At 54.9% G+C, this 26935-nt stretch carries 28 protein-coding genes and 1 pseudogene; 18 read left to right on the top strand and 11 right to left on the bottom strand.

The window, feature by feature from the left end; all coding sequences use genetic code 11:
* Positions 1-34 precede the first annotated feature (34 nt).
* From SK53_RS06485 to ves, 7 genes are all read left to right on the top strand, one after another.
* A complete protein-coding gene (locus SK53_RS06485) occupies positions 35-1255 on the top strand; it encodes a succinylornithine/acetylornithine transaminase (protein ID WP_048208844.1) in 1221 nt (406 codons plus the stop codon).
* Positions 1252-2286: an arginine N-succinyltransferase gene (astA, locus tag SK53_RS06480; protein ID WP_022650887.1), complete on the top strand. Its 1035-nt coding sequence runs from the start codon at positions 1252-1254 to the stop codon at positions 2284-2286. The genes SK53_RS06485 and astA overlap by 4 nt, the downstream gene beginning before the upstream one ends.
* On the top strand, positions 2283-3770 hold the full coding sequence (gene astD / locus SK53_RS06475) for a succinylglutamate-semialdehyde dehydrogenase (RefSeq protein ID WP_048208842.1): 1488 nt from the start codon (positions 2283-2285) through the stop codon (positions 3768-3770). Before astA ends, astD begins: the two co-directional genes overlap by 4 nt.
* The gene (gene astB / locus SK53_RS06470) at positions 3757-5082 is read left to right on the top strand and encodes an N-succinylarginine dihydrolase (RefSeq protein ID WP_022650889.1); all 1326 of its coding nucleotides are present in this window, start codon (positions 3757-3759) and stop codon (positions 5080-5082) included. Before astD ends, astB begins: the two co-directional genes overlap by 14 nt.
* Before the next feature lie 9 nt (positions 5083-5091).
* Positions 5092-6057 (top strand): succinylglutamate desuccinylase, encoded by a 966-nt coding sequence (gene astE, locus SK53_RS06465; protein ID WP_022650890.1) that lies wholly within the window; start codon positions 5092-5094, stop codon positions 6055-6057.
* Between the two features lie 337 nt (positions 6058-6394).
* The gene (gene spy, locus SK53_RS06460) at positions 6395-6889 is read left to right on the top strand and encodes an ATP-independent periplasmic protein-refolding chaperone Spy (protein ID WP_048208840.1); all 495 of its coding nucleotides are present in this window, start codon (positions 6395-6397) and stop codon (positions 6887-6889) included.
* A gap of 167 nt (positions 6890-7056) precedes the next feature.
* Positions 7057-7614, top strand: a complete 558-nt coding sequence (gene ves, locus SK53_RS06455) for an environmental stress-induced protein Ves (RefSeq protein WP_022650891.1) — start codon at positions 7057-7059, stop codon at positions 7612-7614.
* On the opposite strand, the gene cho is transcribed toward ves, so the two are convergent.
* Both cho and nadE read right to left on the bottom strand, forming a co-directional pair.
* On the bottom strand, positions 7592-8482 hold the full coding sequence (gene cho / locus SK53_RS06450) for an excinuclease Cho (protein WP_196238871.1): 891 nt from the start codon (positions 8480-8482) through the stop codon (positions 7592-7594). The two genes, ves and cho, sit on opposite strands and share 23 nt — an antisense overlap.
* 103 nt (positions 8483-8585) lie before the next feature.
* Complete coding sequence (gene nadE / locus SK53_RS06445; protein ID WP_003857837.1) at positions 8586-9413, bottom strand: ammonia-dependent NAD(+) synthetase; 828 nt, start codon at positions 9411-9413, stop codon at positions 8586-8588.
* Positions 9414-9644: 231 nt separating this feature from the next.
* On the opposite strand from nadE, the gene osmE reads away from it, so the two are divergent.
* The 7 genes and pseudogenes from osmE (at position 9645) to chbG (ending at position 15498) form a co-directional block, all read left to right on the top strand.
* A complete protein-coding gene (gene osmE, locus SK53_RS06440; protein WP_003857836.1) occupies positions 9645-9989 on the top strand; it encodes an osmotically-inducible lipoprotein OsmE in 345 nt (114 codons plus the stop codon).
* A 281-nt stretch (positions 9990-10270) separates the two neighbouring features.
* Positions 10271-10588: a PTS N,N'-diacetylchitobiose transporter subunit IIB gene (gene chbB / locus SK53_RS06435; RefSeq protein WP_015570750.1), complete on the top strand. Its 318-nt coding sequence runs from the start codon at positions 10271-10273 to the stop codon at positions 10586-10588.
* An 80-nt stretch (positions 10589-10668) separates the two neighbouring features.
* A complete protein-coding gene (gene chbC, locus SK53_RS06430) occupies positions 10669-12027 on the top strand; it encodes a PTS N,N'-diacetylchitobiose transporter subunit IIC (RefSeq protein ID WP_017384664.1) in 1359 nt (452 codons plus the stop codon).
* A gap of 48 nt (positions 12028-12075) precedes the next feature.
* Complete coding sequence (chbA, locus tag SK53_RS06425) at positions 12076-12423, top strand: PTS N,N'-diacetylchitobiose transporter subunit IIA (protein WP_003857835.1); 348 nt, start codon at positions 12076-12078, stop codon at positions 12421-12423.
* A gap of 30 nt (positions 12424-12453) precedes the next feature.
* Positions 12454-13272 (top strand): transcriptional regulator ChbR, encoded by an 819-nt coding sequence (gene chbR / locus SK53_RS06420; RefSeq protein WP_017384663.1) that lies wholly within the window; start codon positions 12454-12456, stop codon positions 13270-13272.
* Positions 13273-13381: 109 nt separating this feature from the next.
* Entirely contained in the window at positions 13382-14737 is a 1356-nt protein-coding gene (locus SK53_RS06415; protein ID WP_022650894.1) for a 6-phospho-beta-glucosidase, read from the top strand.
* 11 nt (positions 14738-14748) lie between these two features.
* A pseudogene (gene chbG / locus SK53_RS06410) lies at positions 14749-15498 on the top strand (chitin disaccharide deacetylase).
* A gap of 109 nt (positions 15499-15607) precedes the next feature.
* Here the strand turns inward: chbG and katE are convergent.
* Entirely contained in the window at positions 15608-17857 is a 2250-nt protein-coding gene (katE, locus tag SK53_RS06405) for a catalase HPII (protein WP_022650896.1), read from the bottom strand.
* Positions 17858-18045: 188 nt separating this feature from the next.
* Here katE and cedA point away from each other — a divergent pair, with 188 nt between their 5' ends.
* Complete coding sequence (gene cedA / locus SK53_RS06400; RefSeq protein ID WP_071785203.1) at positions 18046-18300, top strand: cell division activator CedA; 255 nt, start codon at positions 18046-18048, stop codon at positions 18298-18300.
* 48 nt (positions 18301-18348) lie between these two features.
* Here the strand turns inward: cedA and tcyP are convergent, their stop codons facing one another.
* The 4 genes from tcyP to hxpB form a co-directional block, all read right to left on the bottom strand.
* Positions 18349-19740, bottom strand: coding sequence for a cystine/sulfocysteine:cation symporter (gene tcyP / locus SK53_RS06395; protein WP_022647826.1), 1392 nt, complete (start codon positions 19738-19740; stop codon positions 18349-18351).
* Positions 19741-19867: 127 nt separating this feature from the next.
* The gene (locus SK53_RS06390) at positions 19868-20458 is read right to left on the bottom strand and encodes a metal-dependent hydrolase (protein ID WP_015570742.1); all 591 of its coding nucleotides are present in this window, start codon (positions 20456-20458) and stop codon (positions 19868-19870) included.
* 95 nt (positions 20459-20553) lie between these two features.
* On the bottom strand, positions 20554-21315 hold the full coding sequence (gene kduD, locus SK53_RS06385) for a 2-dehydro-3-deoxy-D-gluconate 5-dehydrogenase KduD (RefSeq protein WP_003857827.1): 762 nt from the start codon (positions 21313-21315) through the stop codon (positions 20554-20556).
* Positions 21316-21443: 128 nt separating this feature from the next.
* Entirely contained in the window at positions 21444-22115 is a 672-nt protein-coding gene (gene hxpB, locus SK53_RS06380; protein ID WP_048208837.1) for a hexitol phosphatase HxpB, read from the bottom strand.
* A 140-nt stretch (positions 22116-22255) separates the two neighbouring features.
* Between hxpB and SK53_RS06375 the strand changes: the two genes are divergently transcribed.
* On the top strand, positions 22256-22792 hold the full coding sequence (locus tag SK53_RS06375) for a YniB family protein (protein WP_003857823.1): 537 nt from the start codon (positions 22256-22258) through the stop codon (positions 22790-22792).
* A 36-nt stretch (positions 22793-22828) separates the two neighbouring features.
* On the opposite strand, the gene SK53_RS06370 is transcribed toward SK53_RS06375, so the two are convergent.
* From SK53_RS06370 to pfkB, 3 genes are all read right to left on the bottom strand, one after another.
* Positions 22829-23689: a fructosamine kinase family protein gene (locus tag SK53_RS06370; protein WP_022650899.1), complete on the bottom strand. Its 861-nt coding sequence runs from the start codon at positions 23687-23689 to the stop codon at positions 22829-22831.
* Between the two features lie 105 nt (positions 23690-23794).
* Complete coding sequence (ghoS, locus tag SK53_RS06365; RefSeq protein WP_003857822.1) at positions 23795-24085, bottom strand: type V toxin-antitoxin system endoribonuclease antitoxin GhoS; 291 nt, start codon at positions 24083-24085, stop codon at positions 23795-23797.
* Between the two features lie 91 nt (positions 24086-24176).
* Positions 24177-25109, bottom strand: coding sequence for a 6-phosphofructokinase II (gene pfkB, locus SK53_RS06360; RefSeq protein ID WP_048208835.1), 933 nt, complete (start codon positions 25107-25109; stop codon positions 24177-24179).
* Between the two features lie 296 nt (positions 25110-25405).
* On the opposite strand from pfkB, the gene SK53_RS06355 reads away from it, so the two are divergent.
* Together SK53_RS06355 and SK53_RS06350 are read left to right on the top strand one after the other, a co-directional pair.
* Positions 25406-26164, top strand: coding sequence for a DUF481 domain-containing protein (locus tag SK53_RS06355; protein WP_026080717.1), 759 nt, complete (start codon positions 25406-25408; stop codon positions 26162-26164).
* A 263-nt stretch (positions 26165-26427) separates the two neighbouring features.
* Positions 26428-26661, top strand: coding sequence for a YdgH/BhsA/McbA family protein (locus SK53_RS06350; RefSeq protein WP_015570736.1), 234 nt, complete (start codon positions 26428-26430; stop codon positions 26659-26661).
* A gap of 149 nt (positions 26662-26810) precedes the next feature.
* Here the strand turns inward: SK53_RS06350 and yniD are convergent, their stop codons facing one another.
* Positions 26811-26918: a small membrane protein YniD gene (gene yniD, locus SK53_RS23560; RefSeq protein WP_003857815.1), complete on the bottom strand. Its 108-nt coding sequence runs from the start codon at positions 26916-26918 to the stop codon at positions 26811-26813.
* Between the last annotated feature and the right edge of the window lie 17 nt (positions 26919-26935).

Below are 26935 nucleotides of genomic sequence, written 5' to 3'. Positions count from 1 at the left end.
TTAAACAACCTTTTATTTACCGGATGAGGTCGCTATGTCTCTGTCAGTTACGCGTGAAAATTTCGATGAATGGATGATGCCGGTATACGCTCCGGCGGCTTTTATTCCGGTACGTGGGGAAGGCTCTCGCCTGTGGGATCAGCAGGGCAAAGAGTATATCGACTTTGCAGGTGGGATTGCGGTGAATGCGCTGGGGCATGCAAACCCGGCGTTGCGGCAGGCGCTGAATGACCAGGCGGCGAAATTCTGGCATACCGGCAACGGTTATACCAACGAACCGGCATTGCTTCTGGCGAAGAAGCTGATCGACGCCACCTTCGCAGAAAAAGTCTTTTTCTGTAACTCCGGCGCGGAAGCGAACGAAGCGGCGCTGAAGCTGGCGCGCAAATATGCGCACGATAAATTCGGCGCGCATAAGAGCGGCATCGTAGCCTTTAAAAATGCTTTCCATGGCCGCACGCTGTTTACCGTCAGTGCGGGCGGTCAGCCCTCATATTCTCAGGATTTTGCGCCGCTGCCGCCGGATATCCGTCATGCGGCGTATAACGATTTACACTCTGCCAGCGAGCTGATTGACGACACCACCTGTGCGGTGATTGTCGAGCCCATGCAGGGGGAAGGCGGCGTCATGCCCGCCCAGAAAGCGTTCCTGCAAGGGCTGCGCGAGCTGTGCGATCGGCATAACGCGGTCCTGATTTTTGACGAAGTCCAGACCGGCGTGGGCCGCACGGGTGAGCTGTATGCCTACATGCACTATGGCGTGACCCCGGATGTGCTCTCAACAGCCAAAGCGCTCGGCGGCGGTTTCCCGGTGGGGGCGATGCTGACCACCGAAAAATTCGCCAGCGTGATGACCGTGGGCACTCATGGCACCACATACGGCGGCAACCCGCTGGCAACCGCTGTCGCCGGACAGGTGCTGGATATCATCAACACCCCTGAGGTGCTGAACGGCGTGAAGCAGCGTCACCAGTGGTTTGTTGAGCGACTCACGGCCATTAACAGCAAAACTGGCCTGTTCAAAGAGATCCGCGGTCTGGGGCTGTTAATAGGCTGTGAGCTTGCCCCTGAGTTTGCCGGCAAAGCGAAGCTGATTTCACAGGAAGCGGCAAAGCAGGGCGTAATGGTGCTGATTGCCGGTGCTAACGTGGTGCGCTTTGCCCCTGCGCTGATCGTCAGCGAGGAAGAGGTCAGAACTGGCTTAGATCGTTTTGCGCTGGCCTGCGAACAGGTGAAGTCCGGGGTGTCATCATGATGGTCATTCGTCCCGTTGCGCACGGCGATCTCGCCGGGCTTATGCAGCTTGCCGGTAAGACAGGGGGCGGGCTGACCTCGCTGCCTGCCGATGAAAAAACGCTGTCGGCGCGCATTGAGCGCGCCCTGCAAACCTGGCAGGGGACGTTGCCAAAAAGCGAACAGGGCTATGTGTTCGTGCTGGAAGATACCGACACGGGGACCGTGGCGGGGATTTGCGCTATCGAGGTGGCCGTCGGGCTTAATGATCCGTGGTACAACTACCGCGTCGGCACGATGGTCCACGCCTCGAAAGAGCTGAACGTTTACAACGCGCTGCCGACGCTCTTCCTCTGTAATGACCATACCGGCGCCAGCGAACTCTGCACACTGTTTCTCGATCCGGACTGGCGCAAAGAGGGCAACGGTTATCTGCTCTCCAAATCGCGCTTTATGTTTATGGCCGCCTTTCGCGACCGCTTCAACGAAAAAGTGGTCGCGGAGATGCGCGGCGTGATTGATGAGACGGGCTACTCGCCGTTCTGGGAGAGTCTGGGCGAACGCTTCTTCTCCATGGAATTTAGCCGGGCGGATTACCTGTGCGGCACCGGTCAGAAGGCGTTTATCGCCGAGTTGATGCCGAAGCATCCTATTTATACCCATTTCCTAACGCCAGAAGCGCAGGCGGTGATCGGCGAAGTTCACCCGCAAACCGCCCCGGCCCGCGCGGTGCTGGAGAAAGAGGGATTTCGCTACCGTAACTACGTCGACATCTTCGACGGCGGCCCGACGCTGGAATGCGACATTGACCGCGTTCGCGCCATCCGTAAAAGCCGCCTGGTTGAGGTTTCAGAAGGCCAGCCCGCGCCGGGCGAGTGGCCAGCCTGCCTGGTCTCGAACGAGAATTACACCAACTTCCGCGCCATGCTGGTGCGAACCAACCCATCATGCGAGCGTCTGGTACTGACGGCTGCGCAACTGGATGCCCTGAAATGTAACGCTGGCGACACGGTTCGCCTGGTGCGGCTCTGCCCTGAGGAGAAAACAGCATGACTCTATGGATTAACGGTGACTGGGTTACGGGCGAAGGTGACGCGCGGACAAAAACTAACCCGGTCGGCCAGGAGGTGCTCTGGTCTGGGAACGACGCAAGCGCCGGGCAGGTTGAGCAGGCCTGTCAGGCTGCACGCCGCGCGTTTCCGGCGTGGGCGAAACGGCCATTCTCCGAGCGCCAGGCGCTGGTTGAGAAATTTGCTGCGCTGCTGGAGGCCAATAAAGCCGAGCTGACCCGCATCATTGCCTGCGAAACCAGTAAGCCGCGCTGGGAGGCAACAACCGAAGTCACGGCGATGATCAACAAAATTGCGATATCGGTGAAGGCGTACCATACCCGCACCGGCGAGCAGCATACCGAGATGCCAGACGGCGCGGCCACGCTGCGCCACCGTCCGCACGGTGTACTGGCGGTGTTTGGCCCGTATAACTTCCCCGGGCATCTGCCGAACGGGCACATTGTGCCTGCGCTGCTGGCGGGGAATACTGTCATCTTCAAGCCGAGTGAGTTAACCCCCTTAACCGGAGAAGCAGTGGTAAAACTCTGGGAGCAGGCGGGGCTGCCGCCGGGGGTGCTGAATCTGGTGCAGGGCGGGCGTGAAACCGGTCAGGCGCTGAGTGCGCTGAGCGACATTGACGGTCTGCTGTTTACCGGCAGTGCCGGAACGGGCTATCAGCTGCATCGTCAGCTGGCGGGGCAACCGGAAAAAATTCTGGCGCTGGAGATGGGCGGCAACAACCCACTGATTGTGGAAGATCCGGAGGATATCGATGCCGCGGTCCACTTGACCATTCAGTCGGCGTTCATTACCGCCGGACAGCGCTGCACATGCGCCCGCCGCCTGCTGGTTAAGCGCGGCGCGCAGGGGGATGCGTTCCTGAAGCGTCTGGTGGAGGTGAGCGCGCGTCTGGTTCCCGCGAAATGGGATGCCGACCCGCAGCCGTTTATCGGCGGGCTGATCTCCGGGCAGGCGGCGCTGAACGTACTGAAAGCGTGGCAGGAGCACGTGGCGCGCGGGGCGAAAACCCTGCTGGAGCCGAAGCTGGTTCAGCCGGGCACGTCGCTGCTGACGCCGGGGATTATTGAGATGAGTGCGACGAGCAACGTGCCGGATGAAGAGGTCTTTGGCCCGCTGCTGTGCGTCTGGCGCTATGACGATTTTGAGTCGGCGATCGAGATGGCCAACAATACCCGCTACGGCCTGTCGAGCGGCCTGATATCGCCGCATCGCGAGAAATTCGACCAGCTGCTGCTGGAAGCGCGCGCCGGGATCGTGAACTGGAACAAACCGCTGACCGGTGCGGCGAGCACTGCGCCGTTTGGTGGCGTAGGGGCGTCGGGCAACCATCGCGCCAGCGCCTGGTATGCCGCCGATTACTGCGCGTGGCCGATGGCAAGCCTGGAAACCCCGGCGCTGACGCTGCCGGAGACGTTGAATCCGGGGCTGGATTTTACTGAGGGTGACGCCCATGAAAGCGCGTGAGGTTAACTTTGACGGCCTCGTGGGGCTGACGCACCACTATGCCGGGCTGTCGTTCGGTAATGAAGCCTCGACGAAGCACCGTTTCCAGGTCTCGAACCCGAAGCTGGCGGCGAAGCAGGGGCTATTGAAAATGAAGGCGCTGTCAGATGCCGGTTTCCCGCAGGCGGTGATCCCACCGCAGGAGCGCCCAAACGTGGCCGTGCTGCGCCAGCTGGGGTTCAGCGGTACGGATGAACAGGTGGTGGAAAAAGCAGGCACGCAGACGCCACACCTGCTTTCCGCAGCCAGTTCAGCCTCCTCGATGTGGGTGGCGAATGCCGCCACCGTTGCGCCGTCGGCGGATACGCTGGACGGCAAAGTGCATCTGACCGTTGCTAACCTGAACAACAAATTCCACCGCGCCAGCGAAGCGGAGACCACCGGGCGCGTGCTGCGCGCCATTTTTAATCATGATGCGCATTTCGAGGTACATTCGGCGCTGCCGCAGGTCGCGATGTTTGGCGATGAAGGGGCGGCAAACCACAACCGTCTGGGCGGCGACTATGGCGAGCCGGGTTTGCAGCTGTTTATCTATGGACGGGAAGAGGGCGGCCACGCCGCGCCGGTTCGTTATCCGGCGAGACAAACCTTAGCCGCAAGCCAGGCGGTTGCGCGGCTGAACCAGGTTAATCCTTCTCAGGTGATTTTTGCCCAGCAAAATCCGCAGGTGATCGACCAGGGCGTGTTTCATAACGACGTCATTGCCGTTTCCAACCGTCAGGTACTGTTCTGCCACGAGCAGGCGTTTGCCCATCAGGAAAAGTTGCTGGCCACGCTGCGCGAACGCGTGCCGGGATTTATGCCGATTCAGGTGCCCACGCAGGCGGTAAGCGTGCAGGACGCGGTCGAAACGTATCTGTTCAACAGCCAGCTGCTGAGCCGGGATGACGGCAGCATGATGCTGGTGCTGCCGCAGGAGTCCCACAACCATCAGGGCGTCTGGCGCTATCTCAGCGAACTGGTGCAGGCGGATAACCCGATTGATGAACTGCGCGTGTTTGATCTTCGGGAAAGTATGGCCAACGGCGGGGGACCGGCGTGCCTGCGACTACGCGTGGTGTTAACGCCGGAGGAATTGCAGGCCGTGAATCCGGCGGTGATGATGAACGACACGCTGTTCAATACTCTCAATGACTGGGTGGACCGCTATTATCGTGACCGTCTGGTTCAGGCCGATCTGGTTGATCCGCAGCTGCTGCGCGAAGGCCGCGAAGCGCTGGATGCATTATCAACCATCCTGCAACTGGGATCGGTTTATCCGTTCCAGCGCTAAGGAGACGATATGGAAAACTTACTGGCGCTGACGCTGGCCGAAGAGACACCGGAGCGGCAAGAGGGGGCAGGCCCTTCGTTCCACTGGCGATGGCTGGGGCCGGGCGTGCTTGAACTCACGCCGACGGGGAAATATAACCTGTCGCTGCTGCTTTCTACCGGCATTCACGGAAACGAAACCGCGCCCGTGGAGATTGTCGAACTATTGCTGCGCGCGCTGTATCGCGCAGAGATCACGCTGCACTGCCGTCTGCTGGTGGTACTGGGAAATCCGCCTGCGCTGGCGCAAAATAAACGGTATCTCGTGAGCGACATCAACCGCATGTTTGGTGGTCGCTGGGCGCAGTTTCCACAGAGTGATGAGACGACTCGCGCGCAATGGCTGGAGAAGGTGGTCACGGCGTTTTTTGCCGGGGCGGGGGAAACGCGCTGGCACCTTGATCTGCATACGGCCATTCGCGCCTCGTACCATGTGCGTTTTGGCGTGTTACCGCAGCGTCATCAGCCGTGGGATGAGGCGTTTCTGACCTGGCTTGGCGATGCGGGGCTGGAGGCACTGGTCTTCCACCAGACACCAGGCGGCACGTTTACCCACTTCACCTGCGAGAATGTTGGCGCGTTATCCTGCACCCTGGAGCTGGGAAAAGCGCTGCCGTTCGGGCAAAACGACCTGACGCGTTTTACCCCTACGCATCAGGCGCTCCGGGCGTTGCTAGCCGGGGTTGCGCCGGAACCCACCCGGGAACCCGTCGTGCGCTATCGGGTCGTGCAGCAGATCACGCGTCAAAGCGAGGCTTTCCAGCTTCATATGGCACCCCATACGCTGAACTTTACGCCGTTTCGCCAGGGCGTCCTGCTGGCGGAAGATGGTGAGACGCGCTATGCGGTACAGAAATCCACGGAATATGTTTTATTTCCTAATCCGTCGGTCGCGTTTGGTTTGCGAGCAGGTCTGATGCTGGAAAAAATGCCCTGAACGTCTCCCCTCGCGCAGACCGGAGGGGAAATGAAGAATAAATTTCTTAGCGTTAAAAGCGCTCTGGTATTGTTTGCGGAATATTCCTGGAGAATTGCTTTATTATTAAACGGCACTTCGCTATACTTCTCCATAATCTCTTTAAAATCATCCTGTTGAATATTTTTGTTTCATCTCTCCACGCTTTTTCCTTAATTTCTCCACAATTGGCGAAAAGTTGTTTTTTACACTTTCATTGTTTTACCGTTGCTCTGACTAATTGACGATAAACGCCGTAAAGTTAATCTCGTCAACACGGCATAGCGCCGAAGAATAACTGAAAGTAAGGAAAGACATTATGCGTAAATTAACTGCACTGTTTGTTGCCTCTACCCTGGCTCTGGGCGCTACCAGCATGGCGTTCGCCGCCGATACCGCGACCACTACCGCCGCGCCGACGGAAGGCAAAATGATGATGCATCATAAAGGCAAGCCGGGTATGCACCATGAGATGATGATGTTTAAAGATCTGAACCTCACCGATGCGCAGAAGCAGCTGATCCGCGACATCATGAAAAGCCAGCGTGACCAGATGAAACGTCCTCCGCTGGAAGAGCGCCGCGCAATGCATGACATCATTGCCAGCGACAGCTTCGATAAAGCAAAAGCGGAAGCGCAGATCGACAAAATGGCCGAGCAGCATAAAGCACGCATGCTGGCCCACATGGAAACCCAGAACAAGATTTACAACATTCTGACGCCGGAACAGAAAAAGCAATTTAATGCCAATTTTGAGAAGCGTCTGACAGAACGTGCAGCGCCGGAAGGTAAAATGCCTGCACCAACCGAATAATCGGTTCACTCTCTTAAGACCGCCGGGCTCCTGTCTACAAAAGCGAAAACGCTGTGGACAGGACCGGCGGTTTTTCTTTTATCCCATGCCTAAGGTCTGGCCTGACTGCTGCCGATAATACGTCTGTGAAAATGCCCTGGCGCACGGTGCGTCCTTCAGGAGTGGTCATGGAATTCTTTGATATCCGTAAAATGCCGGTCAGTCTCTGGCGTAATGGTGCGGGTGAGACGCGTGAGATTTGCTGTTTTCCTCCCGCGACGCGGGATTTTTTCTGGCGGGCCAGTATTGCCTCCATCGCCAGTAACGGCGAATTCTCGGCGTTCCCGGGCGTTGACCGGGTGATTACGCTGCTGGAAGGCGGCGAGGTGACCCTGGATGCAGGCAGGGCGTTTTGTCATACCCTGAAGCATCACCAGCCTTACCGATTTGCGGGCGATCTGGCGGTGAAAGCCGTGCTCACAGAGGGGCAGATGTCGATGGACTTCAACATCATGACCCGACGGGATTGCTGCCAGGCAAAGGTGCGCGTTGCTACCCGAACGTTCACTACCTTCGCGTCACGCGGTGGGGTGGTCTTTGTCTTAAGTGGCGCCTGGCAACTGGGCGACAAATTACTGACCGCCGATCAGGGTGCCAGCTGGGAAGCGGGCAGTCATACCCTCCGTTTACTGGAAACGAAGGGGTCGCTGCTGTTCAGTGAAATTACCTGGCTGCCGGGTCACTGAGGACGATGATCTCATATTTTCCGGTTAATAATGGCTTACAGAGAATTTTGTAACCATCCTGATCGAACCCGGCAGGGGTGCGCAGCAGGGCGGTAGCGTCATCCAGGCTTTCAACGGCGCCAAGCCAGAGCCAGTTGCGGATGATGTGATAATGCGTCATCGCATCGCGGGTTTCTTTCAGCGCCACCGCGCCTTCCCACGGCCAGCAGTTAACGCTGATAGAGGCCAGGCCCGCCATAAACCGGGCATGATGTTCTTCAACGCTCTCTTTTCCACAACACGCCCCGGCGCAGCGTTTCAGCGCGGAGCGGAAACAGGCGCGACCGCGGGTGGTGGCTTCCAGTCCTAACAGGCCGTAACAAAGCTGTAATTCATCAGCCAGGGATTGCAGGGTTTGCAGTGCGGCACGTTTGTTGGCAAACAGACCGTAAAGATTGGGTTCATGCGAAAAATCCACTTCCCGGGCATAAACAACCTGCGGTTTTCCTGCGTTAACCTGCAAGGAACACAGCTGGCGGTTGCGGCGCAGGCGTTTGTTAAACAGCGGCTGCTGTTCCTTGATGAGCCGGGCTTCGAGCAGAAGCGCGCCCAGTTCGCCTGCCGTCTCGATCCAGGTGATCCGCCGGGACTGCCTGAGCATCGATGCTTCATCCGGCGTACGCAGGTGCGACATCACCCGGCTGCGGATATTCACGCTTTTGCCGATATAGAGCGGCATGGTATCGCTGTCGCCGTGGAAGAAATAGACGCCAGGCTGTTTAGGCAGAGCCTCAAGCCAGGGGCGAAGATGCTCGGGATATTCGTAGATAGCCGCCGCTTCAAACTCAAGACGCGGGGCGGATTGACGCCTGCTCACATACTGCTCCATATACTGTTCAGGCATACAGTGTAGCAGGTGTTCGGTGGTTAAAAAAGAGCCGGGTGGCGGTTACGCCTTACCCGGCCTGTAAAACTGAGTTACCGTTTTGCTTTTACTTTTTCCAGAAATCATCAAACACCGTAATCGGCGGACGGCGCTTGTGCTCGGTTTTCAGATACCAGCCTTCGATAATTTTGGCGGTACCTTCGTCGAGCGTTTTGCCTTCCAGATAATCATCAATGTTGTCATATGTGACGCCCAGCGCGGCTTCATCCGGCAGGGAAGGGCGATCGTCCTCCAGGTCCGCCGTTGGCGCCTTCTTATACAGGTGCTCCGGGCAGCCCAGCGCCGCCAGCAGCTGCTTGCCCTGACGCTTGTTCAGGCGGAAGAGGGGGTTGATATCCGTGCCGCCATCGCCGTATTTGGTGAAGAAGCCGGTGATGGCTTCCGCGGCGTGGTCGGTGCCGACGACGACCCCTTTGGTCATCCCTGCGATACTGTACTGCGCTTTCATGCGCTCACGGGCTTTCTCGTTGCCGCGAACAAAATCGCTCAGTTCAATACCGGCTTCACGCAAGGCCTGCTCGCTTGCCAGTACCGAACCTTTGATGTTTACGGTAAGAACACGGTCCGGCTGAATAAACGCGATCGCATCCTGACAGTCCTGCTCGTCAGCCTGCACGCCATACGGCAGACGTACGGCAATAAATTGCAGCGCGGTGTCACCGGTCTCGTCACGCAGCTCGGAGATGGCCATCTGGCTCAGCTTGCCGGCCAGAGTGGAATCCTGACCGCCGCTGATACCCAGCACCAGCGTCTTCAGGAAAGGGTGTGCAGACAGGTAAGCTTTCAAAAAATCAACGCTACGACGGATCTCTTCATTGGCATCAATCGCAGGTTTCGCGCCCAGCGCCTGAATAATTTCTTGTTGCAGAGCCATTACGCCCTCCCTATGCAGAACCAAACAGAAAGTGTGATCTGTTAAAACTAACCCTTTGTCGGGGAAACGACAAGGATCACAGTTTTGAGTGTACTGTTTTACAGCGATTTAGCAGCTTACCGTTGTTTTATTAGAATTTTCCGAAATTCGTCTGGCGTAACTCGCAAAGTTGAACAATAGTAATTTTTATCCCATGCTTAGTTAACACGCTGATAAACAAGAGGACGGAATATGAACAAGAACGTAGCAGGAATTTTAAGCGCAGCGGCGGTACTGACTATGCTGGCAGGGTGTACAGCTTACGATCGCACCAAAGATCAGTTCACACAGCCAGTGGTAAAAGACGTCAAAAAAGGCATGACGCGTTCCCAGGTTGCAGCCATTGCCGGTAAACCTTCTTCAGAAGTTACTATGATCCACGCGCGTGGTACCTGCCAGACCTATATTCTGGGTCAACGTGATGGTAAGGCAGAGACCTACTTTGTCGCCCTGGATGATACGGGTCACGTGATCAATTCTGGTTACCAGACCTGTGCCGAATACGACACCGACCCACAGGCACCTAAGGCACAGTAAGCCTGCTTGCCTGAGAGCGTTAACTAACCGGCCGGAAGGCCGGTTTTTTTATGCATACGTGAATCTTATTTCTTGGCGCGAATTATTTGCCTGAAATGTGAAGGTAGTCAACAAGCCAGGTCAATGAGAGACAATTTCAGTCTATCCAGAATTATCCCCTCCCTGTACCATTGCGTATACTCACTTCAACGATAAACAATGTTCAGCACACTGCCCGTCAGCCAGGATAGCGAGTCGAGTGATAGCGAGACGGCGGGTAGCCAAACAAGAGGGAAGTTATCATGGAAAAGAAACATATCTATCTGTTTTGCTCTGCGGGCATGTCCACTTCGCTGCTGGTTTCTAAAATGCGCGCGCAGGCCGAAAAATATGAAGTCCCTGTGGTGATTGAGGCGTTTCCGGAAACGCTGGCGGGCGAGAAGGGCCAGACAGCAGACGTTATTTTACTCGGGCCGCAAATCGCTTATATGCTGCCAGAAATTCAACGTCTGCTACCCAATAAGCCGGTCGAAGTGATCGATTCCGTTTTATACGGCAAGATTGATGGTTTAGGTGTATTAAAAGCTGCCGTTGCGGCGATTAAAAAAGCTGCTAATTAATTTTTTATTTTTCCCGTCAAAGAGTTATTTCACACACAATCTGCCGTAACGATCGTTGCGGCCTTTAAGGGTATTTTCCTATGAGTAAAGTCATCGCTTCACTTGAAAAGGTACTCCTTCCTTTTGCTGTTAAAATAGGAAAGCAGCCTCACGTTAATGCCATCAAGAACGGCTTTATTAAATTAATGCCGTTGACATTAGCCGGGGCAATGTTCGTTTTAATTAACAACGTTTTTCTGAGCTTTGGAGAAGGTTCCTTTTTTTATTCATTAGGAATTAGGCTAGATGCTTCAACTATTGAAACCCTTAATGGTTTAAAAGCCATTGGCGGCAACGTATACAACGGTACGTTGGGTATTATGTCGCTAATGGCGCCTTTCTTTATTGGAATGGCGCTGGCGGAAGAGCGTAAAGTGGATCCGCTGGCGGCAGGCTTACTGTCCATTGCCGCGTTCATGACCGTCACACCGTACAGCGTGGGCGACGCTTATGCCGTTGGCGCCAACTGGCTGGGTGGGGCAAACATCATTTCCGGTATTATTATCGGGCTGGTGGTGGCCGAAATGTTCACCTTCATTATTCGCCGTAACTGGGTTATCCGCTTGCCGGATAGCGTTCCGGCCTCTGTTTCTCGTTCATTTTCCGCGTTGATTCCGGGCTTCATTATTCTCTCCATCATGGGGATTATTGCCTGGGCGCTCTCTCACTGGGGCACAAACTTCCACCAGATCATTATGGACTCTATCTCAACGCCGCTGGCGTCGATGGGTAGCGTGGTCGGTTGGGCGTATGTCATCTTTACCTCCCTGCTGTGGTTCTTCGGCGTGCATGGTTCACTGGCACTGGCGGCGCTGGACAGCGGTATTATGACCCCATGGGCACTGGAAAACGTCGCGCTTTACCAGCAGTACGGCTCCGTCGATGCGGCGCTGGCGGCCGGTAAAACCTTCCATGTGTGGGCGAAGCCGATGCTTGACTCCTATATCTTCCTGGGCGGTACCGGGGCGACGTTGGGTCTGATCATCGCGGTCTTTATTGTCTCTCGCCGCGCTGACCATCGTCAGGTTGCGAAGCTGGCCCTGCCGTCAGGCATCTTCCAGATTAACGAGCCGATCCTGTTTGGTCTGCCAATTATCATGAACCCGGTGATGTTCATTCCCTTCATCCTGGTTCAGCCGCTGCTGGCCGCGATTACGCTGACGGCGTACTACCTGGGCATTATCCCGCCGGTGACCAACATTGCGCCGTGGACGATGCCGGCTGGTCTGGGCGCGTTCTTCAACACCAATGGTAGCGTGGCCGCCTTCCTGCTGGCGATATTCAACCTCGGGATTGCAACCCTGCTCTACATGCCGTTCGTGGCGATTGCGAACAAGGCCGCAACGGTTATCGATGAAGAAGAGAGCGAAGAGGATATCGCCCTCGCACTGAAATTCTAAAATTGCACGGCGCGGGGCAACCCGCGCCAGCGGAAAGGAGCTTAAAAAATGTTAGATTTAGAGAGTATCGTTGCCGAAGAAACCGCAGAGAACGATCTGGAAGAGGTGGTGATGGGCCTCATCATCAACTCCGGGCAGGCACGCAGCCTGGCGTATGCGGCGCTTAAGCAGGCTAAGCAGGGCGACTTCGTTGCCGCGAAAACCATGATGGAGCAGTCCCGTACGGCGTTAAACGAAGCGCATCTGGTGCAGACGAAGCTTATCGAAAGCGACCAGGGCGAAGGGAAGATGAAAGTGAGTCTGGTGCTGGTACATGCGCAGGATCATCTGATGACCTCCATGCTGGCACGCGAGCTGGTAGCGGAGCTCATCGAGCTTCACGAGAAGATGCAATAAGTCAGGATGAAGTAGCAGGAGGTCAGCACGATGGAAATCAAAACCGCACATGAGCAGCAGCTGTTTAATGGCAAGAATTTTCACGTGGTGATTTACAACAAAACGGAGAGCGCCAGCGGTCTGCACCAGCATGACTACTACGAGTTCACGATTGTTCTGACCGGTCGCTACTATCAGGAGATCAACGGTAAGCGCGTCCTGCTTGAGCGTGGCGATTTCGTCTTCCTGCCGATGGGATCTTATCACCAGAGCTTTTATGAGTTTGGTGCGACGCGCATTCTGAACGTAGGCGTGAGCAGGCGTTTCTTCGAGAAGCATTATCTGCCGCTGGTGCCGTTCTGCTTTGTGGCGTCACAGGTGTATCGCGTTAAAAATGAGTTTATGACCTGGATTGAAACGGTTATCGCCTCGCTGAATTTCCGCGACAATGAATTTGATGAATTTATTGAAACCGTGACGTTCTACGTCATGAATCGCCTCCGCCATCACCGTGAAGAACAGCAGGTGGTGGATGATATTCCTCAGTGGCTGCGTAGTACCGTGGAGCTGATGCACGACAAAGGACAGTTCAGCGATAACGCCCTGGAGAATATGGTGGCGCTGTCGGGTAAATCGCAGGAATATTTGACGCGCGCCACGCAGCGTTATTACCGTAAAACGCCTGTGCAAATTATTAATGAAATCCGCATTAACTTTGCCAAAAAACAGCTGGAAATTACTAATTACTCTGTCACCGATATCGCTTACGAATCGGGTTACAGCAGTCCCAGTCTGTTTATTAAAACCTTTAAAAAATTGACTTCATTCACACCGAACAGTTACCGCAAAAATTTAACGGTAATTAATTAACTTTCGGCGGTTTATCCGCCAGGAACAGTGACGTAATGGCTTGCCCAAATAGCGGGAAGAGCACGCTATACCTTGCAGGCGATTAACCTGATACGCTAAGGGAGATATTATGCAACAGAAATTAAAAGTCGTAACCATTGGTGGCGGCAGCAGCTATACTCCGGAATTACTTGAAGGTTTCCTGAAACGGTATCATGAATTACCGGTCAGCGAATTATGGCTGGTGGATGTTGAAGAAGGTCAGGAGAAGCTGAATATTATTTTTGAACTGTGCAAACGCATGGTTGAAAAAGCGGGCGTGCCCTTAACCGTGCATAAAACGCTGGATCGTCGCCTGGCACTGAAAGATGCTGACTTCGTGACCACGCAGCTGCGCGTCGGCCAGCTGAAGGCGCGTGAGCTGGACGAGCGCATTCCGCTGAGCCATGGTTATCTGGGCCAGGAAACCAACGGGGCAGGTGGCCTGTTTAAAGGCCTGCGTACTATTCCGGTCATTTTTGACATCATTAAAGACGTGGAGGAGATCTGCCCGAACGCCTGGGTGATCAACTTTACCAACCCGGCCGGGATGGTCACCGAGGCAGTCTATCGCCATACCGGTTTCAAACGCTTTATCGGCGTCTGCAATATTCCGATTGGCATGAAGATGTTCATCCGCGATGTACTGGAACTGACCGAGCACGATGATCTGTCCATTGACCTGTTCGGCCTGAATCACATGGTCTTTATCAAAGATGTGATTGTGAACGGGCAATCGCGCTTTGCGGAACTGCTCGACGGCGTCGCCTCTGGTCGCCTGACTGCGGCCTCGGTGAAAAACATCTTCGATCTGCCGTTCAGCGAAGGGCTGATCCGCTCCCTGAATCTGCTGCCGTGCTCGTATCTGCTTTACTACTTCAAGCAGAAAGAGATGCTGGCCATTGAAATGGGCGAATACTACAAAGGTGGCGCACGCGCTCAGGTTGTGCAGAAAGTAGAGAAGCAGCTGTTTGATTTGTATAAAGATCCGAACCTGAACGTCAAACCGAAAGAGCTGGAGCAGCGCGGCGGGGCATACTATTCGGATGCGGCGTGTGAAGTGATTAACGCCATTTACAATGACAAGCAGGCCGAGCACTATGTGAACGTTCCCCATCACGGGCACATCGACAATATCCCGGCAGACTGGGCCGTTGAGATGACCTGCATCCTTGGACGCGAGGGTGCAAAACCGCATCCCCGCATTACCCACTTCGACGATAAGGTGATGGGGCTGATTCACACCATCAAAGGCTTTGAAGTGGCGGCGAGCAATGCTGCCCTGAGCGGCGAACTGAATGACGTGCTGCTGGCGCTGAATCTCAGCCCGCTGGTGCATTCTGACCGTGACGCTGAAAAACTCGCGAGTGAGATGATCCTGGCGCATGAAAAATGGCTGCCAAACTTTGCTGCAACGGTTGAGAAACTGAAACTCACACACCGTTAAGAGGAGGCGCGATGGAAAACCTGCTGATCGTCAATGCCGATGATTTTGGCCTGTCAAAAGGGCAGAACTACGGCATTATTGAAGCCTGTCGCCGGGGCGTCGTGACCTCTACAACAGCGCTCATCAACGGTGAGGCGGTGTAACATGCGGCGCAGTTAAGCCGTGAGCTGCCCGAGCTGGGCGTGGGCATGCATTTTGTGCTGACGCTTGGGTTGCCCCTTTCACCGATGCCGGGTCTGACGCGCGAGGGAAAACTGGGGAAATGGATTTGGGAAATGGCGGAGCAGGACGCTCTGCCGCTCGATGAGATTGCCCGCGAGCTGGAGTGCCAGTTTAACCGCTTTGTGGATGTGTTTGGCCGCGAACCTACCCATATTGACAGCCATCATCATGTGCATATGATCCCGGCGATTTTCCCGCTTGTGGCAGAGTTTGCGCAACGTAAAGGCGTGGCGATGCGCGTGGATCGTGAGGTGCGCGGGTTGCCGGACGTCGCGGTGACGTCAACGGAGGGGTTCAGCAGCGCATTTTATGGCGACGAGATCGACGAAGCGCTGTTCCTGAAGGTGCTGGATGACTCCGCCGCAAAAGGGGAGCGCTCGCTTGAGGTAATGGCGCACCCGGCGTTTGTCGATGAGATAGTACGTAAGAGCGCCTACTGCTGGCCGCGTCTGGCAGAACTGGATGTGCTGACATCGGCGTCGTTAAAGTATGCGATTGCCGAGCGTGGGTATCGTCTGGGGACGTTCAGGGATCTTTGAGGCAAAGCCCGGTGGCGAGGTAAAAGCAAAACGGTAACCTTTTGGTTACCGTTTTTATTGTTTACTCCCTCTCCCAGGGGAGAGGGCCGGGGTGAGGGCTTCAGGTTTTTTACGCCGGTATCTGGTCAATCTTACTGCTGCGCGACCACACGCGGTGCGCGGCGAGCAGGTCAAACAACCGGGTCATAAACGCATCATCGACGTTATCACCTTCGACAATGCCTTCTTCCCCTTGATCCGGTACCTTCAGCAGAGTTTTAAACTTCCGCGCATCGCCTGCCAGAGCGATTGGCTTCAGGTGCTTATAGGCTTCCAGCAGATAATAGGCGGCATCACCGTTACCGAGCAGGCTCTCAACGTCGCCGCACGGCATAATCACCGCATCAACCGTCAGCGACGGTGCTCCGGCGAAGGTCGCGGCAATCGGCAGGACGGAGCCATCATCGGCCGTCACTTCACCCATGCGAGAGTAAAGCAGTTTGGCATGTACGCCCTGGGTTTTGAGCGCCCGCATGATCCCCAGTACGTCGCTGGCGCGCGGTTTATCGTTCAGCAGAATAGCCACTACGCGGCCTTTAATTGACCCGCCAGGTACCGCGTACAGGCTCAGGGACGGATCCTTCTTCAGCCCGTTCACGTCTTTTGGCGGTGCGGCATGGCATTGCTCATCGGTGAGCGTGATGCCGAGATTATTCGCCACGCCCTGAGCAAGCTGGATATCAATATGCGCCAGATGGTCGACCACGCGCTCGCGAATGTAGGTACGCACCACTTTGCTCAGCTCAAAGCTGAAACCGCCGATAATGTGCTGCTGTTCAATCGGGGTCTGGCTGTTCCAGAACAGGCGAGGCTGAGCGTAATATTCGCCGAATGACGGGCTGCGCTCGCGAATTTTTGTTCCGTCCACGCGCTCCTGATACGACTCGAATCCGCCACGTTTTGGCCCCGGCGGGGTTTCACGCGGCCAGTTATCGTTAATGGAGTTTGGCTCGTAGTTCGCCGGGTTGGTATCGATATCCTGGCGATGCATCCCGTCACGCTGGAAGTTATGGTACGGGCAGGTCGGACGGTTGATAGGAATTTCGTGGAAGTTCGGTCCGCCGAGACGGCTGATCTGCGTATCGGTATAAGAGAACAGACGGCCCTGGAGCAGCGGATCGTTGGTGAAATCCAGCCCCGGCACAATATGGCCCGGGTGGAACGCAGCCTGCTCATTCTCCGCGAAGAAGTTATCCGGGTTGCGATTAAGCACCATTTTGCCCACCAGCTGAACCGGCACCAGCTCTTCGGGAATAAGCTTGGTCGGGTCGAGCAGGTCGAAGTCGAATTTGAACTCGTCCTCTTCCGGGATCAGCTGTAACCCCAGCTCGTATTCCGGGAAATCACCGGCTTCAATGGATTCCCACAGTTCGCGACGGTGGAAGTCCGGATCGCGCCCGGTCAGCTTCTGTGCTTCATCCCACACCAGGGACGCTTTCCCCGCGACCGGTTTCCAGTGGAAACGCACAAACGTCGCTTTACCTTCAGCGTTAATCAGACGGAAGGTATGAATACCAAAGCCTTCCATGGTGCGATAGCTGCGTGGGATCCCCCGGTCAGACATCGCCCACATCACGTTGTGAAGGGTTTCCGGTTGCAGGGAGACGTAGTCCCAGAAGGTGTCATGCGCACTTTGTCCCTGCGGTATGGCCCAGTGTGGCTCTGGTTTTACCGCATGGACAAAGTCAGGGAATTTATGCGCATCCTGAATGAAGAAAACCGGGGTGTTATTCCCGACGAGGTCGAAAATGCCCTCTTCGGTATAGAATTTGGTGGCGAAGCCGCGGATATCACGCACCGTGTCGGCCGAACCCGCGCCGCCCTGTACGGTAGAGAAGCGCACAAATACCGGTGTAATTTTGTTCGGATCGGAAAGGAAATCCGCCTTCGTGATCTCCTTCAGGCTCTTGTACGGCTGGAAATAGCCGTGCGCCGCAGAGCCGCGAGCGTGAACGATACGTTCAGGAATACGCTCATGGTCGAAATGGGTGATTTTTTCCCGCAGGATGAAATCTTCCAGCAGCGTCGGGCCGCGCGTTCCGGCGCGCAAGGAGTTCTGATCATCGGCGATGCGCACGCCCTGATTGGTGGTCAGCGCATAGCCTTCACCCCCTTTGCGGTGCGGGTCGAGAGATTTTAACTTTTCGTTGTCCGCATCGGGTGACTTCATGCTTCCCGGTGCAGTAGGTTGCTCGCCCGGCGCGGAGAGGCCCGGCGACGGTTTATGAGAGCCATCCGCAGGGGCGAGTGAGTCCATTCCCGGTTGAGATTCTTCGGTGCCATGAATAGGGGATTGATGGGGTTTATCATTGTTCGACATTGCACGATTCTCCTTTGTTCATTCCTGAAAACCCTATTAAGGATAGAACAATGTGATGAATTAGCAGGCGAACTAAGCGTTTTCAGAGGAAGTGATTAGCGAAAGGAGCCATCTGCCACATGTCAGGCGCGACGGGTGGGGGGAGAATCGGCTATGATAGAAATTTCCTGCTTTAAGAATTTGCTTTAGTGAACCCGTCGCTTATGAAACCTCTTCGTCAACAAAACCGCCAGGTTATTAGCTATGTGCCCCGCGTTGAACCCGCGCCGCCTGACCATGCCCTGAAAGTGGATGGTTTTCGCGATGTCTGGATGTTACGGGGTAAATACGTTGCCTTCGTGCTGATTGGCGAGCACTTCCGTCGCTCCCCTGCGTTTACGGTGCCAGAATCGGCGCAGCGATGGGCTATGCAGACCCGCCAGGATGAAGAGGTTGAAGAATAACAGCCATAAAAAAACCGCCCTCAGGCGGTTTTTTTATTTCGGCCGTGATTAACGATGGGCCAGTTCGGCATCATCTTCACTGTCGAGAATTGTTTTGTCGGTCTGCTTCAGCCACTGGCTGGTCAGGGTACCGGCGGTCATTGAGCCACTCACGTTCAGGGCGGTACGACCCATGTCGATCAGCGGTTCAACAGAGATCAGCAGGGCAACCAGCGTCACCGGCAGTCCAAGCGCAGGCAGAACGATCAGCGCAGCGAAGGTCGCGCCGCCGCCCACGCCCGCAACACCGGCGGAGCTAATGGTCACGATACCGACCAGCGTCGCAATCCAGACCGGATCCAGCGGATTAATCCCCACTGTTGGGGCAACCATTACGGCCAGCATCGCCGGGTAGAGACCCGCACAGCCGTTCTGCCCGATGGTGGCGCCAAAGGAGGCCGAGAAGCTGGCGATAGACTCCGGTACGCCCAGACGACGGGTCTGTGCTTCGACGTTCAGCGGGATAGATGCCGCGCTGGAACGGCTGGTAAAAGCGAAGGTCAGCACCGGCCAGACTTTACGGAAGTATTTCAGCGGGCCAACGCCGTTCACCGCCAGCAGAATGCCGTGCACAACAAACATGATGCCCAGACCGAGGTACGAGGCAATCACAAAGCTGCCAAGCTTAATGATGTCTTGCAGGTTAGAACCTGCAACGACTTTGGTCATCAGCGCCAGGACACCGTACGGCGTCAGCTGCATGACCAGACGCACCAGCTTCATCACCCAGCTTTGCAGGGTATCGATGGCCGTCAGAACGCGCTCGCCTTTCGGCGCATCGTCCTTCAGCAGCTTCAGCGCAGCCACGCCCAGGAATGCCGCGAAGATCACCACGCTGATAATGGAGGTTGGGCTTGCGCCGGTCAGGTCAGCAAACGGGTTCTTCGGAATGAAGGAGAGCACCATCTGCGGAACGGTCAGATCGGCCACTTTACCCACGTAGTTGGTCTCAATCGCCGTCAGACGCGCGGTTTCAGCGCTACCCTGCACCAGACCTTCAGCAGTCAGGCCAAACAGATTGGTTACCAGCACACCCACCAGCGCTGCAATCAGCGTGGTGAAGAGCAGGGTACCAATGGTCAGGAAGCTGATTTTACCCAGTTGAGAGGCATTGTGCAGGCGGGCTACGGCGCTCAGAATAGAGGCGAATACCAGCGGCATAACGATCATTTGCAGCAGCTGTACATAGCCGTTACCGACAATGTTGAACCACTGAATGGAGTCTTTCAGTACCGGGCTGTCGGAGCCGTAAATAGCGTGTAAGGCCAGGCCAAACACCACGCCCATGACCAGACCGACCAGTACCTTTTTCGCCAGGCTCCACTGTTTGTGGCGAGCCTGGGCGAGAAGCAATAGCAATACGACGAACACAACAATGTTCGCGATGAGTGGAAAATTCATCCCCGTTCTCCTGATTTATTATACGGTCGGTTTTTACCGAACCTGTTGGCGCAAGGTTATCAGAAGTGTGATGTCACGCTTATATCCATATGGAATGGTTTATGACAAAAGTGATTATATTGTCGGTTTAATGTTCAATCTGGTGATTAATAAAACGATTGAACTGAAATTGCAGCGAGTTGATCATCTGCGATGACCAGCGCACTGCACCATTTTCGGGCAATGTCTGCGGCATCCAGACGGCATACGCAAACAGCGCCATGCACAGAACGCGCTCCAGCTGGTTGCCTTTTTGCGGCACGAGGATTGGCAGGCGGAAACGCCAGCGGCAGGGCCAGAGCAGCGGTACGCCCGCTGGCGTCAGCATATCGGCGAGGATATGGCTTAAGTAGCCAAGCACCATGCCCTGAATGGCATCCGCCGGGACGATCCAGCTCTCCGGAACCTTTAAATAGAAGAGTGTAAGCAGGCCAAATACGGCCAGCAGGCTGTGGGTAAACCCGCGATGACCAAAGGCTCTGGCGATGGGCTTTGAAATCCACTTTAGCCGCTGGCCAAGGAATGACTTTGGATGATCTATGTCCGGCAGCAGGCAGGTAAGTACGGCGGAAGGGACAATATGCCACCAGTCCCCCTGTGCCAGCACAGGGGTCAGTTCAGCGTTTTTGGCAAACACTGCACAGGCAAGTGAAAAAAGCAGGTGGCCTTCCGCCGTCATGATAAAACCCGGTAAACTGTCGATTCATACAGTATAGGGTTTTTATACAGTGTGTGAAAGAGGTGACGGTGTAACTCTTTGTCACAAACGCGCGGTTAGCGCGCCAGCCAGCCACCGTCTACGGCGAGAGTATGACCGTTAACGTAATCAGATGCTCTTGAAGCCAGAAACACCACCGGACCCTGTAAATCCTCCGGGAGACCCCAGCGGCCCGCCGGAATCCGGTCGAGGATCGCCTGGCTGCGCTGCTCATCATCGCGAAGCTGCCTGGTGTTATTGGTCGCCATATAACCTGGCGCGATAGCGTTCACGTTAATACCTAGCGGCGCCCATTCGTTCGCCAGCAGGCGGGTGAGGCCCAGCACGCCGCTTTTGGACGCCGTATAGGAGGGCACCCGGATGCCGCCCTGGAAGGAGAGCATGGAAGCAATGTTAATGATCTTGCCGCCCTGACCCTGCGCGATAAACTGTTTCGCCACTGCCTGAGAGAGGAAAAAGACTGATTTCAGATTGAGATCGATGACCTCGTCCCAGTCCTTCTCACTAAATTCCAGCGCATCGGCACGGCGGATGGTGCCGGCATTGTTAACCAGAATATCGATGCGGCCCATCTCAGCGACTGCGGTATCCACCACGCTCTGAATACTCTCCTGCTTGCCAAGATCGGCGCGAATCGCGATAAAGCGTCGTCCCAGCGCCGTAACGCGCGCTGCCGTTTCGTCAGGAACCTTGCGGTTAACCCCCACGATATCGCATCCTGCTTCGGCGAGGGCAATGGCCATGCCTTGCCCCAGACCGGTATCGCACCCGGTCACCATCGCCACTTTTCCTGCCAGAGTAAAAGCATCCAGTATCATACGCGCCTCAGAAGTCAGGTTATTGTCATTCTGCACGTAAGAATAGGAGTCTGGAATGAGAAAAGCAAATAAAGTAAAACGTTGTTTTGATTTTTCGGGGCAGGCAGCCGAAGCTGCCTGAAAGAGCGTTACTCCCCACGCAGATGGCGGGCAGTCAATTCTTCAAGAGACGTCAGCCTGACATCCGCCAGGGCAAAACGGGGATCGTGTCGGCCTTCTTCAGCCGGCACAACGATGGAGCGCATACGTGCGGCTTTGGACGCCACCATGCCGTTAACCGAATCTTCCAGCGCCACACAGGTAAGCGGATCCAGCCCCAGTTTCGCGGCGCAGTCCATATACACCTGCGGATGTGGCTTGCTGTACGGAAGCTTTTCGGCCGAGGCCAGCGCGTCGAAGCTGTCGCGCAGCCCGAACATCGTCAGCACTTTTTCCAGCATATGCAGCGGTGAGGCGGAGGCCAGCCCCACTTTCAGCCCTTGCTCCTTGCACAGGGCGATAGCGTCGCGTACGCCCGGTAACAGAGGCTTATACTCTTCTACGAGGGAGATGGCGCGGTTGATAATGCGCGCCGTAACTTCGTCGCGATCCGGGCCAACCCATGGCTGGTGGGCATACCAAAGGTCAACCACCATATCGATGCGCAGCCCCAGGGTATCGGGAAGCTCGTTACGACGACTGATATCGACGCCGAGGCTGGCCATCACGTCCAGTTCAGCCCGATCCCACAGGGGTTCGGAATCAATCAGCAATCCATCCATGTCAAAAATAGCGGCAAGTATCTGGCGCGGTGTCGACATTACAACATCTCCTTATCTTGGGGTAAGACGAACGGTGCTAAGCACAAGCAATTTAGCATATTGCATGCAAAGAGCGGGCGAAATTGACCGACAGCAGGTAGACTTAGGCACAAATAACGCGTCTTTATGAAGAGGAACTAATGACGTATCAACAAGCTGGACGCATCGCGGTCTTAAAACGTGTTGCTGGTTGGGTTATTTTTATTCCCGCCCTGATTTCAACGCTGATCTCCGTACTCAAATTTATGTACGATCACAGCGAAAAACAGCCGGGCATCAATGCCGTTATGCTTGATTTTGCCCACGTCATGATTGAGATGATGCGGTTTAACACCCCGTTCCTAAACGTCTTCTGGTTCAACTCGCCCACGCCGGATTTTCACCACCAGCTGAATGTCGGTTTCTGGATAATCTATGCGTTGATATTTATCGCGATGGCGTTGCAGGCCTCCGGCGCGCGCATGAGTCGCCAGACCCGCTTTTTACGCGAAGGGGTGGAAGATCAGCTGATACTTGAGAAGGCGAAAGGCCCTGACGGGATGAGCCGCGAGCAGATCGAATCGCGCATTGTCGTTCCGCGTCATACCATTTTTGTGCAGTTTTTCCCGCTCTACATTCTGCCGGTCATCATCATTGTGGCCGGGTATTTCTTCTTTACGCTGCTTGGCTTCCTGTAAATCCTAAGGGAAGGGGCGTGATGCCGCCCCTTCCCGCTATGCCGCCAGAATACGGTCCAGCGCCCGCTGGGCATTTACCAGATGACTCCCGCCAAACAAAATAGCCCGGTTTAGCAAGGTGTACAGCTGATAAACCGGCTGACGATCAAGGAAACCCGCAGGTAACGGCGAGACAGACTGATAGCCATCATAAATTTGCGGCGGCTGTTCAGGGTGCAACGGCAGCATCGCGAGGTCACACTCTCTGTCGCCCCAGTAGCAGGCCGGGTCATATATATAGGGACCATCAGGCCCAAGCGCGCAGTTGTTTGACCATAAATCACCGTGCAGAAGGGAAGCCTGAGGCTGATGCGAAGCCAGACGCTGCTGAATATGTTCAACAATCGCGTCGATGTTGCCGAACGCTAATCCCTTTTCAGCGGCCAGCTCCAGCTGCCAGCCGATGCGCTGTTCGGCGAAAAAAGTCGACCAGCGGCGCTGCCATGCGTTTGGCTGTGGGGTGGTGGAGAGGTCGTTATCGAAATCGAGCCCAAACTGAGGTTGATCGCTCCACTGGTGCAAACGGGCGATCTGTTGCCCGAGAATAAAGGCGTTGTGCGCATCCAGAGGACGCGCGGGAAGATAGTTCATCACCAGAAAGCTATAGTCACGATCGCTGCCGACGGCTAAAACCTGCGGAACGGTGACTGTTTTACTGCGCGATAACAGCTCAAGCTGATCGGCTTCGGCAGTAAAAATGGGGAGCAATTCGCGCTCATCACATTTAACGAAAAGATCGCGCCCGGCGTAACGTAAATGCCATGCGGCATGGATCTCTCCGCCTGGCAGTTCGTTACGCAGTTCAATTTCACCTTCACCCAGCTGCTCACTTAAAAGATGACTGATAGCCTGCCACATGATGTCTCTCCCATGTTGTCTGCCAGATCATAAAGTTAGCGCAAAACGGCTATAAAAAAACAGGAACTAACGCACAACTGAGCGGTTTAATTTTATACAGGGCACTTATTGTTCTTTTTTATGCCAGTTTTCCCAGCTATCCACATCAATTTCCGTGGCTTTGTCAGTCACGCTTTCCACCAGGCTACTGGCCAGCGCCTTCACCTCTTCCTGACTCAGCGGGCTTATCAGGCCAAATGCCAGTGAGCCGAGATCGTGAATATTGCCCTCATCGTCCGTCAGCGTAAGCAGAAAATTGGCGCGCGTGAACGCGTTGTTGAGTTCATTCAGTTCGGTCAGCGACGCCTCATGAATATTCACGGTTACGACGTAGCGGGTGATATCACCACTGCTCATAATTCACCTCGTTGTTATCCTGAAAGTTTTCTTAGCATAGTCGATATGCCCTGTTTAGCGACTTCCCCCTCCATGGGAAGGGGAAGCAGGTTCAGCTTCTCTTGAGGTAATCGACAATTTTCTGGGTATCCGCAAGCGAACACAGACGCGTTCCCTGGTTTATGGTGGCTGCACTCCCTGCCGCGACGCCATAGCGTGCCATCTCCAGAAGCGAAGCGCCCTGCGCCAGCTTCAGCACCATCGCGCCAACCATACTGTCACCGGCACCCACGGTGCTCTGGCTTTTCATCGGCGGTGGCACAACCTGCACAAAGCCCGTCTTATCGACGGCCAGCGCCCCCTGAGGACCGAGAGAAACAACAACGCGATGCGCTTTGCCCGTACGTACCAGCTCTTCTGCGGCAGTACGAACGTCATCAGGCTGGCTGAGTTCTCGATTAACCAGGGCACTGAGCTCTTTCTGGTTAGGTTTAACGAGTTCAAGTTGTCCGGGTTCTAACGCCGCCTTCAGGGCTTCGCCCGAGCTATCGACAACGCAGCGGATGCCGCGCTGGAGCGCAGCCTGAACCAGCGCCGTCAGTTTCCCTGTTTTGACGCCCGGCGGCAGGCTACCGCTGATCACCAGTAATGAGCCGCTTTCAATGGTCAGCACTTTCTCTCCCAGTTGACGAAACTCATCATCGGTCAATTTCGCCCCCGGCATCACAAAGCGATATTGCTCGCCGCTGGATTCAACATGGACATGCAGGTTCTGCCGGGTCCAGTCTTTAGCGTCGACGGTGTCTACGGCCACCTGTTCATCTGCCAGCAACGCCACCAGATGTTCTCCCGTGGCGCCGCCAGCGGGGAAGATGGCGGTGGCTTTTCCGCCGAGATGGGTAATAGCGCGCGCCACGTTGATGCCGCCGCCGCCCGGCTCAAACACCGGCGCGCTACAGCGCAGCTTACCTTCCGGGTAGATTTGCGGCGTCATGGTCGCGGAGTCGAGGGAAGGGGAGAGTGTCAGCGTATAAATCGAAGCCATCATGACCTCCTTTTATCATGGGTTCTTTTAAGCCTGGCACCGTTTGGCAGGAAGGCAACGTAAATAACAGTATGATTTTAAATATGAATGCTGACAAATAAGCTGCGCCGGGCATATAAAATAAAACGCGTTTTGGGATCGTTCTTATTCAAAAAATGAAAGAAGAAAATATTGCTATGTTATTTGCGGCTTTTTATAATTTGTTACCTTTCTATGGTCGCCTTGTCATTGATCCGCAAGAAAGTTTCCGAGACCGTGACGGTCTCTTTTTATGTTGTACGGACTCCTTAAATAAAATGAAGCTTTTGAAGACAGTACCCGCAGCACTGATGCTGGCGGGTGGCGTATTTGCGTCACTGAATGCAACCGCCGATGATACCGTTTTTACTGTCATGGACGATCCCTCCACTGCCAAAAAACCCTTTGAAGGTAACGTGAATGCCGGGTATCTGGCGCAATCCGGTAATACGAAAAGCTCCTCCCTGACCGCAGACAGCACCCTGACCTGGTACGGCAACACCACGGCCTGGTCGCTGTGGGGAAATGCCAGCAACACCTCTGCTAACGATCAACGCTCATCGGAGAAATACGCGGTAGGCGGACGTAGCCGATACAACATGACCGATTATGACTACCTGTTCGGGCAGGCGAGTTGGCTGACTGACCGCTACAACGGCTATCGCCAGCGTGATGTCGTAACTGCGGGTTATGGTCGTCAGTTCCTCAATGGGCCGGTGCACAGCCTGCGTTTTGAATTCGGTCCGGGTGTCCGTTACGACGAGTACACCAACGGCGAAGATGAAACCCAGCCGCTGGGTTATGCATCGGGCACCTATGCATGGCAGATGACCGACAACGCAAAATTCACCCAGGGTGTGTCGGTGTTTGGTGCTGAAGATACAACGCTGAACTCAGAAAGTGCGTTGAACGTGGCGATCAATGAACACTTTGGACTCAAGGTGGCGTACAACGTAACCTGGAACTCATCCCCACCTGATTCTGCACCGGAACATACCGATCGCCGAACCACGATTTCATTAGGTTATAAAATGTAATATCGTCGGGCCGGGATTATTCTCGGCCCGTTTTTTATTTTCTGAAACTGTGCTTATTTATATTAAACGGCGTTTTAAAATAATGGGTCTGGTTTCATCTTCATAATTTCTCCATAATTAGCCGGTCAGGGCTTATTCAGTTTATTTGACACGAATTGATAAATAATTTGACTAGGCAAGAATGTGATCCAGATCTACACTTACGACACAGGCGAAAAACTCGCCTCAGGCATATCGCATTAAATAAGTATGAGAATAAAATTATGAAAAAAATCAAAACCGCTACAGCAGCGATGGTGCTTTCCGCACTTTCATTTGGCGTATTTGCTGCTGATAATATGACGCAACCTGCCAGTGACGTTAACAGCCCAATCGGGATCGCTAAAGCCTCGGATGTAGAAGCAGGCTCCAACATTGCCCCTGGCTCTCAGTCTACCGGCCAGTCAATGAATGATGCATTTGATGTACACAAGCTGGTGGCGGGTGAGTGGTCCTGATATTTCAACTGCCACGTGTGACGGAATATATACGCTGCCACAGCCTGTCGAAAACCGGATTATGACGTACCGGTTTTGGACCATAAATTATCGTAAAGATAGTTAAGATTTATTCAGTAAATTCACGGCACGTTTTCGCTGACAAAATATTAGCCCCAGATCATTGCGGCCCAGCGCAGCAGCAACATCGCGCCGCAAATAGCAATTAACACCACGACCATTTTCCAGTGCTTCACGGCAAATCTTTTTGTTGGCATAACCTAATCCTTGTCAG

It is taken from the genome of Enterobacter sp. MGH119 (assembly GCF_001037675.1).
GTDB lineage: Bacteria > Pseudomonadota > Gammaproteobacteria > Enterobacterales > Enterobacteriaceae > Enterobacter > Enterobacter hormaechei_C.
Note: the sequence above shows the minus strand (reverse complement) of the source record. Positions and strands in the feature narration are given on the sequence as shown.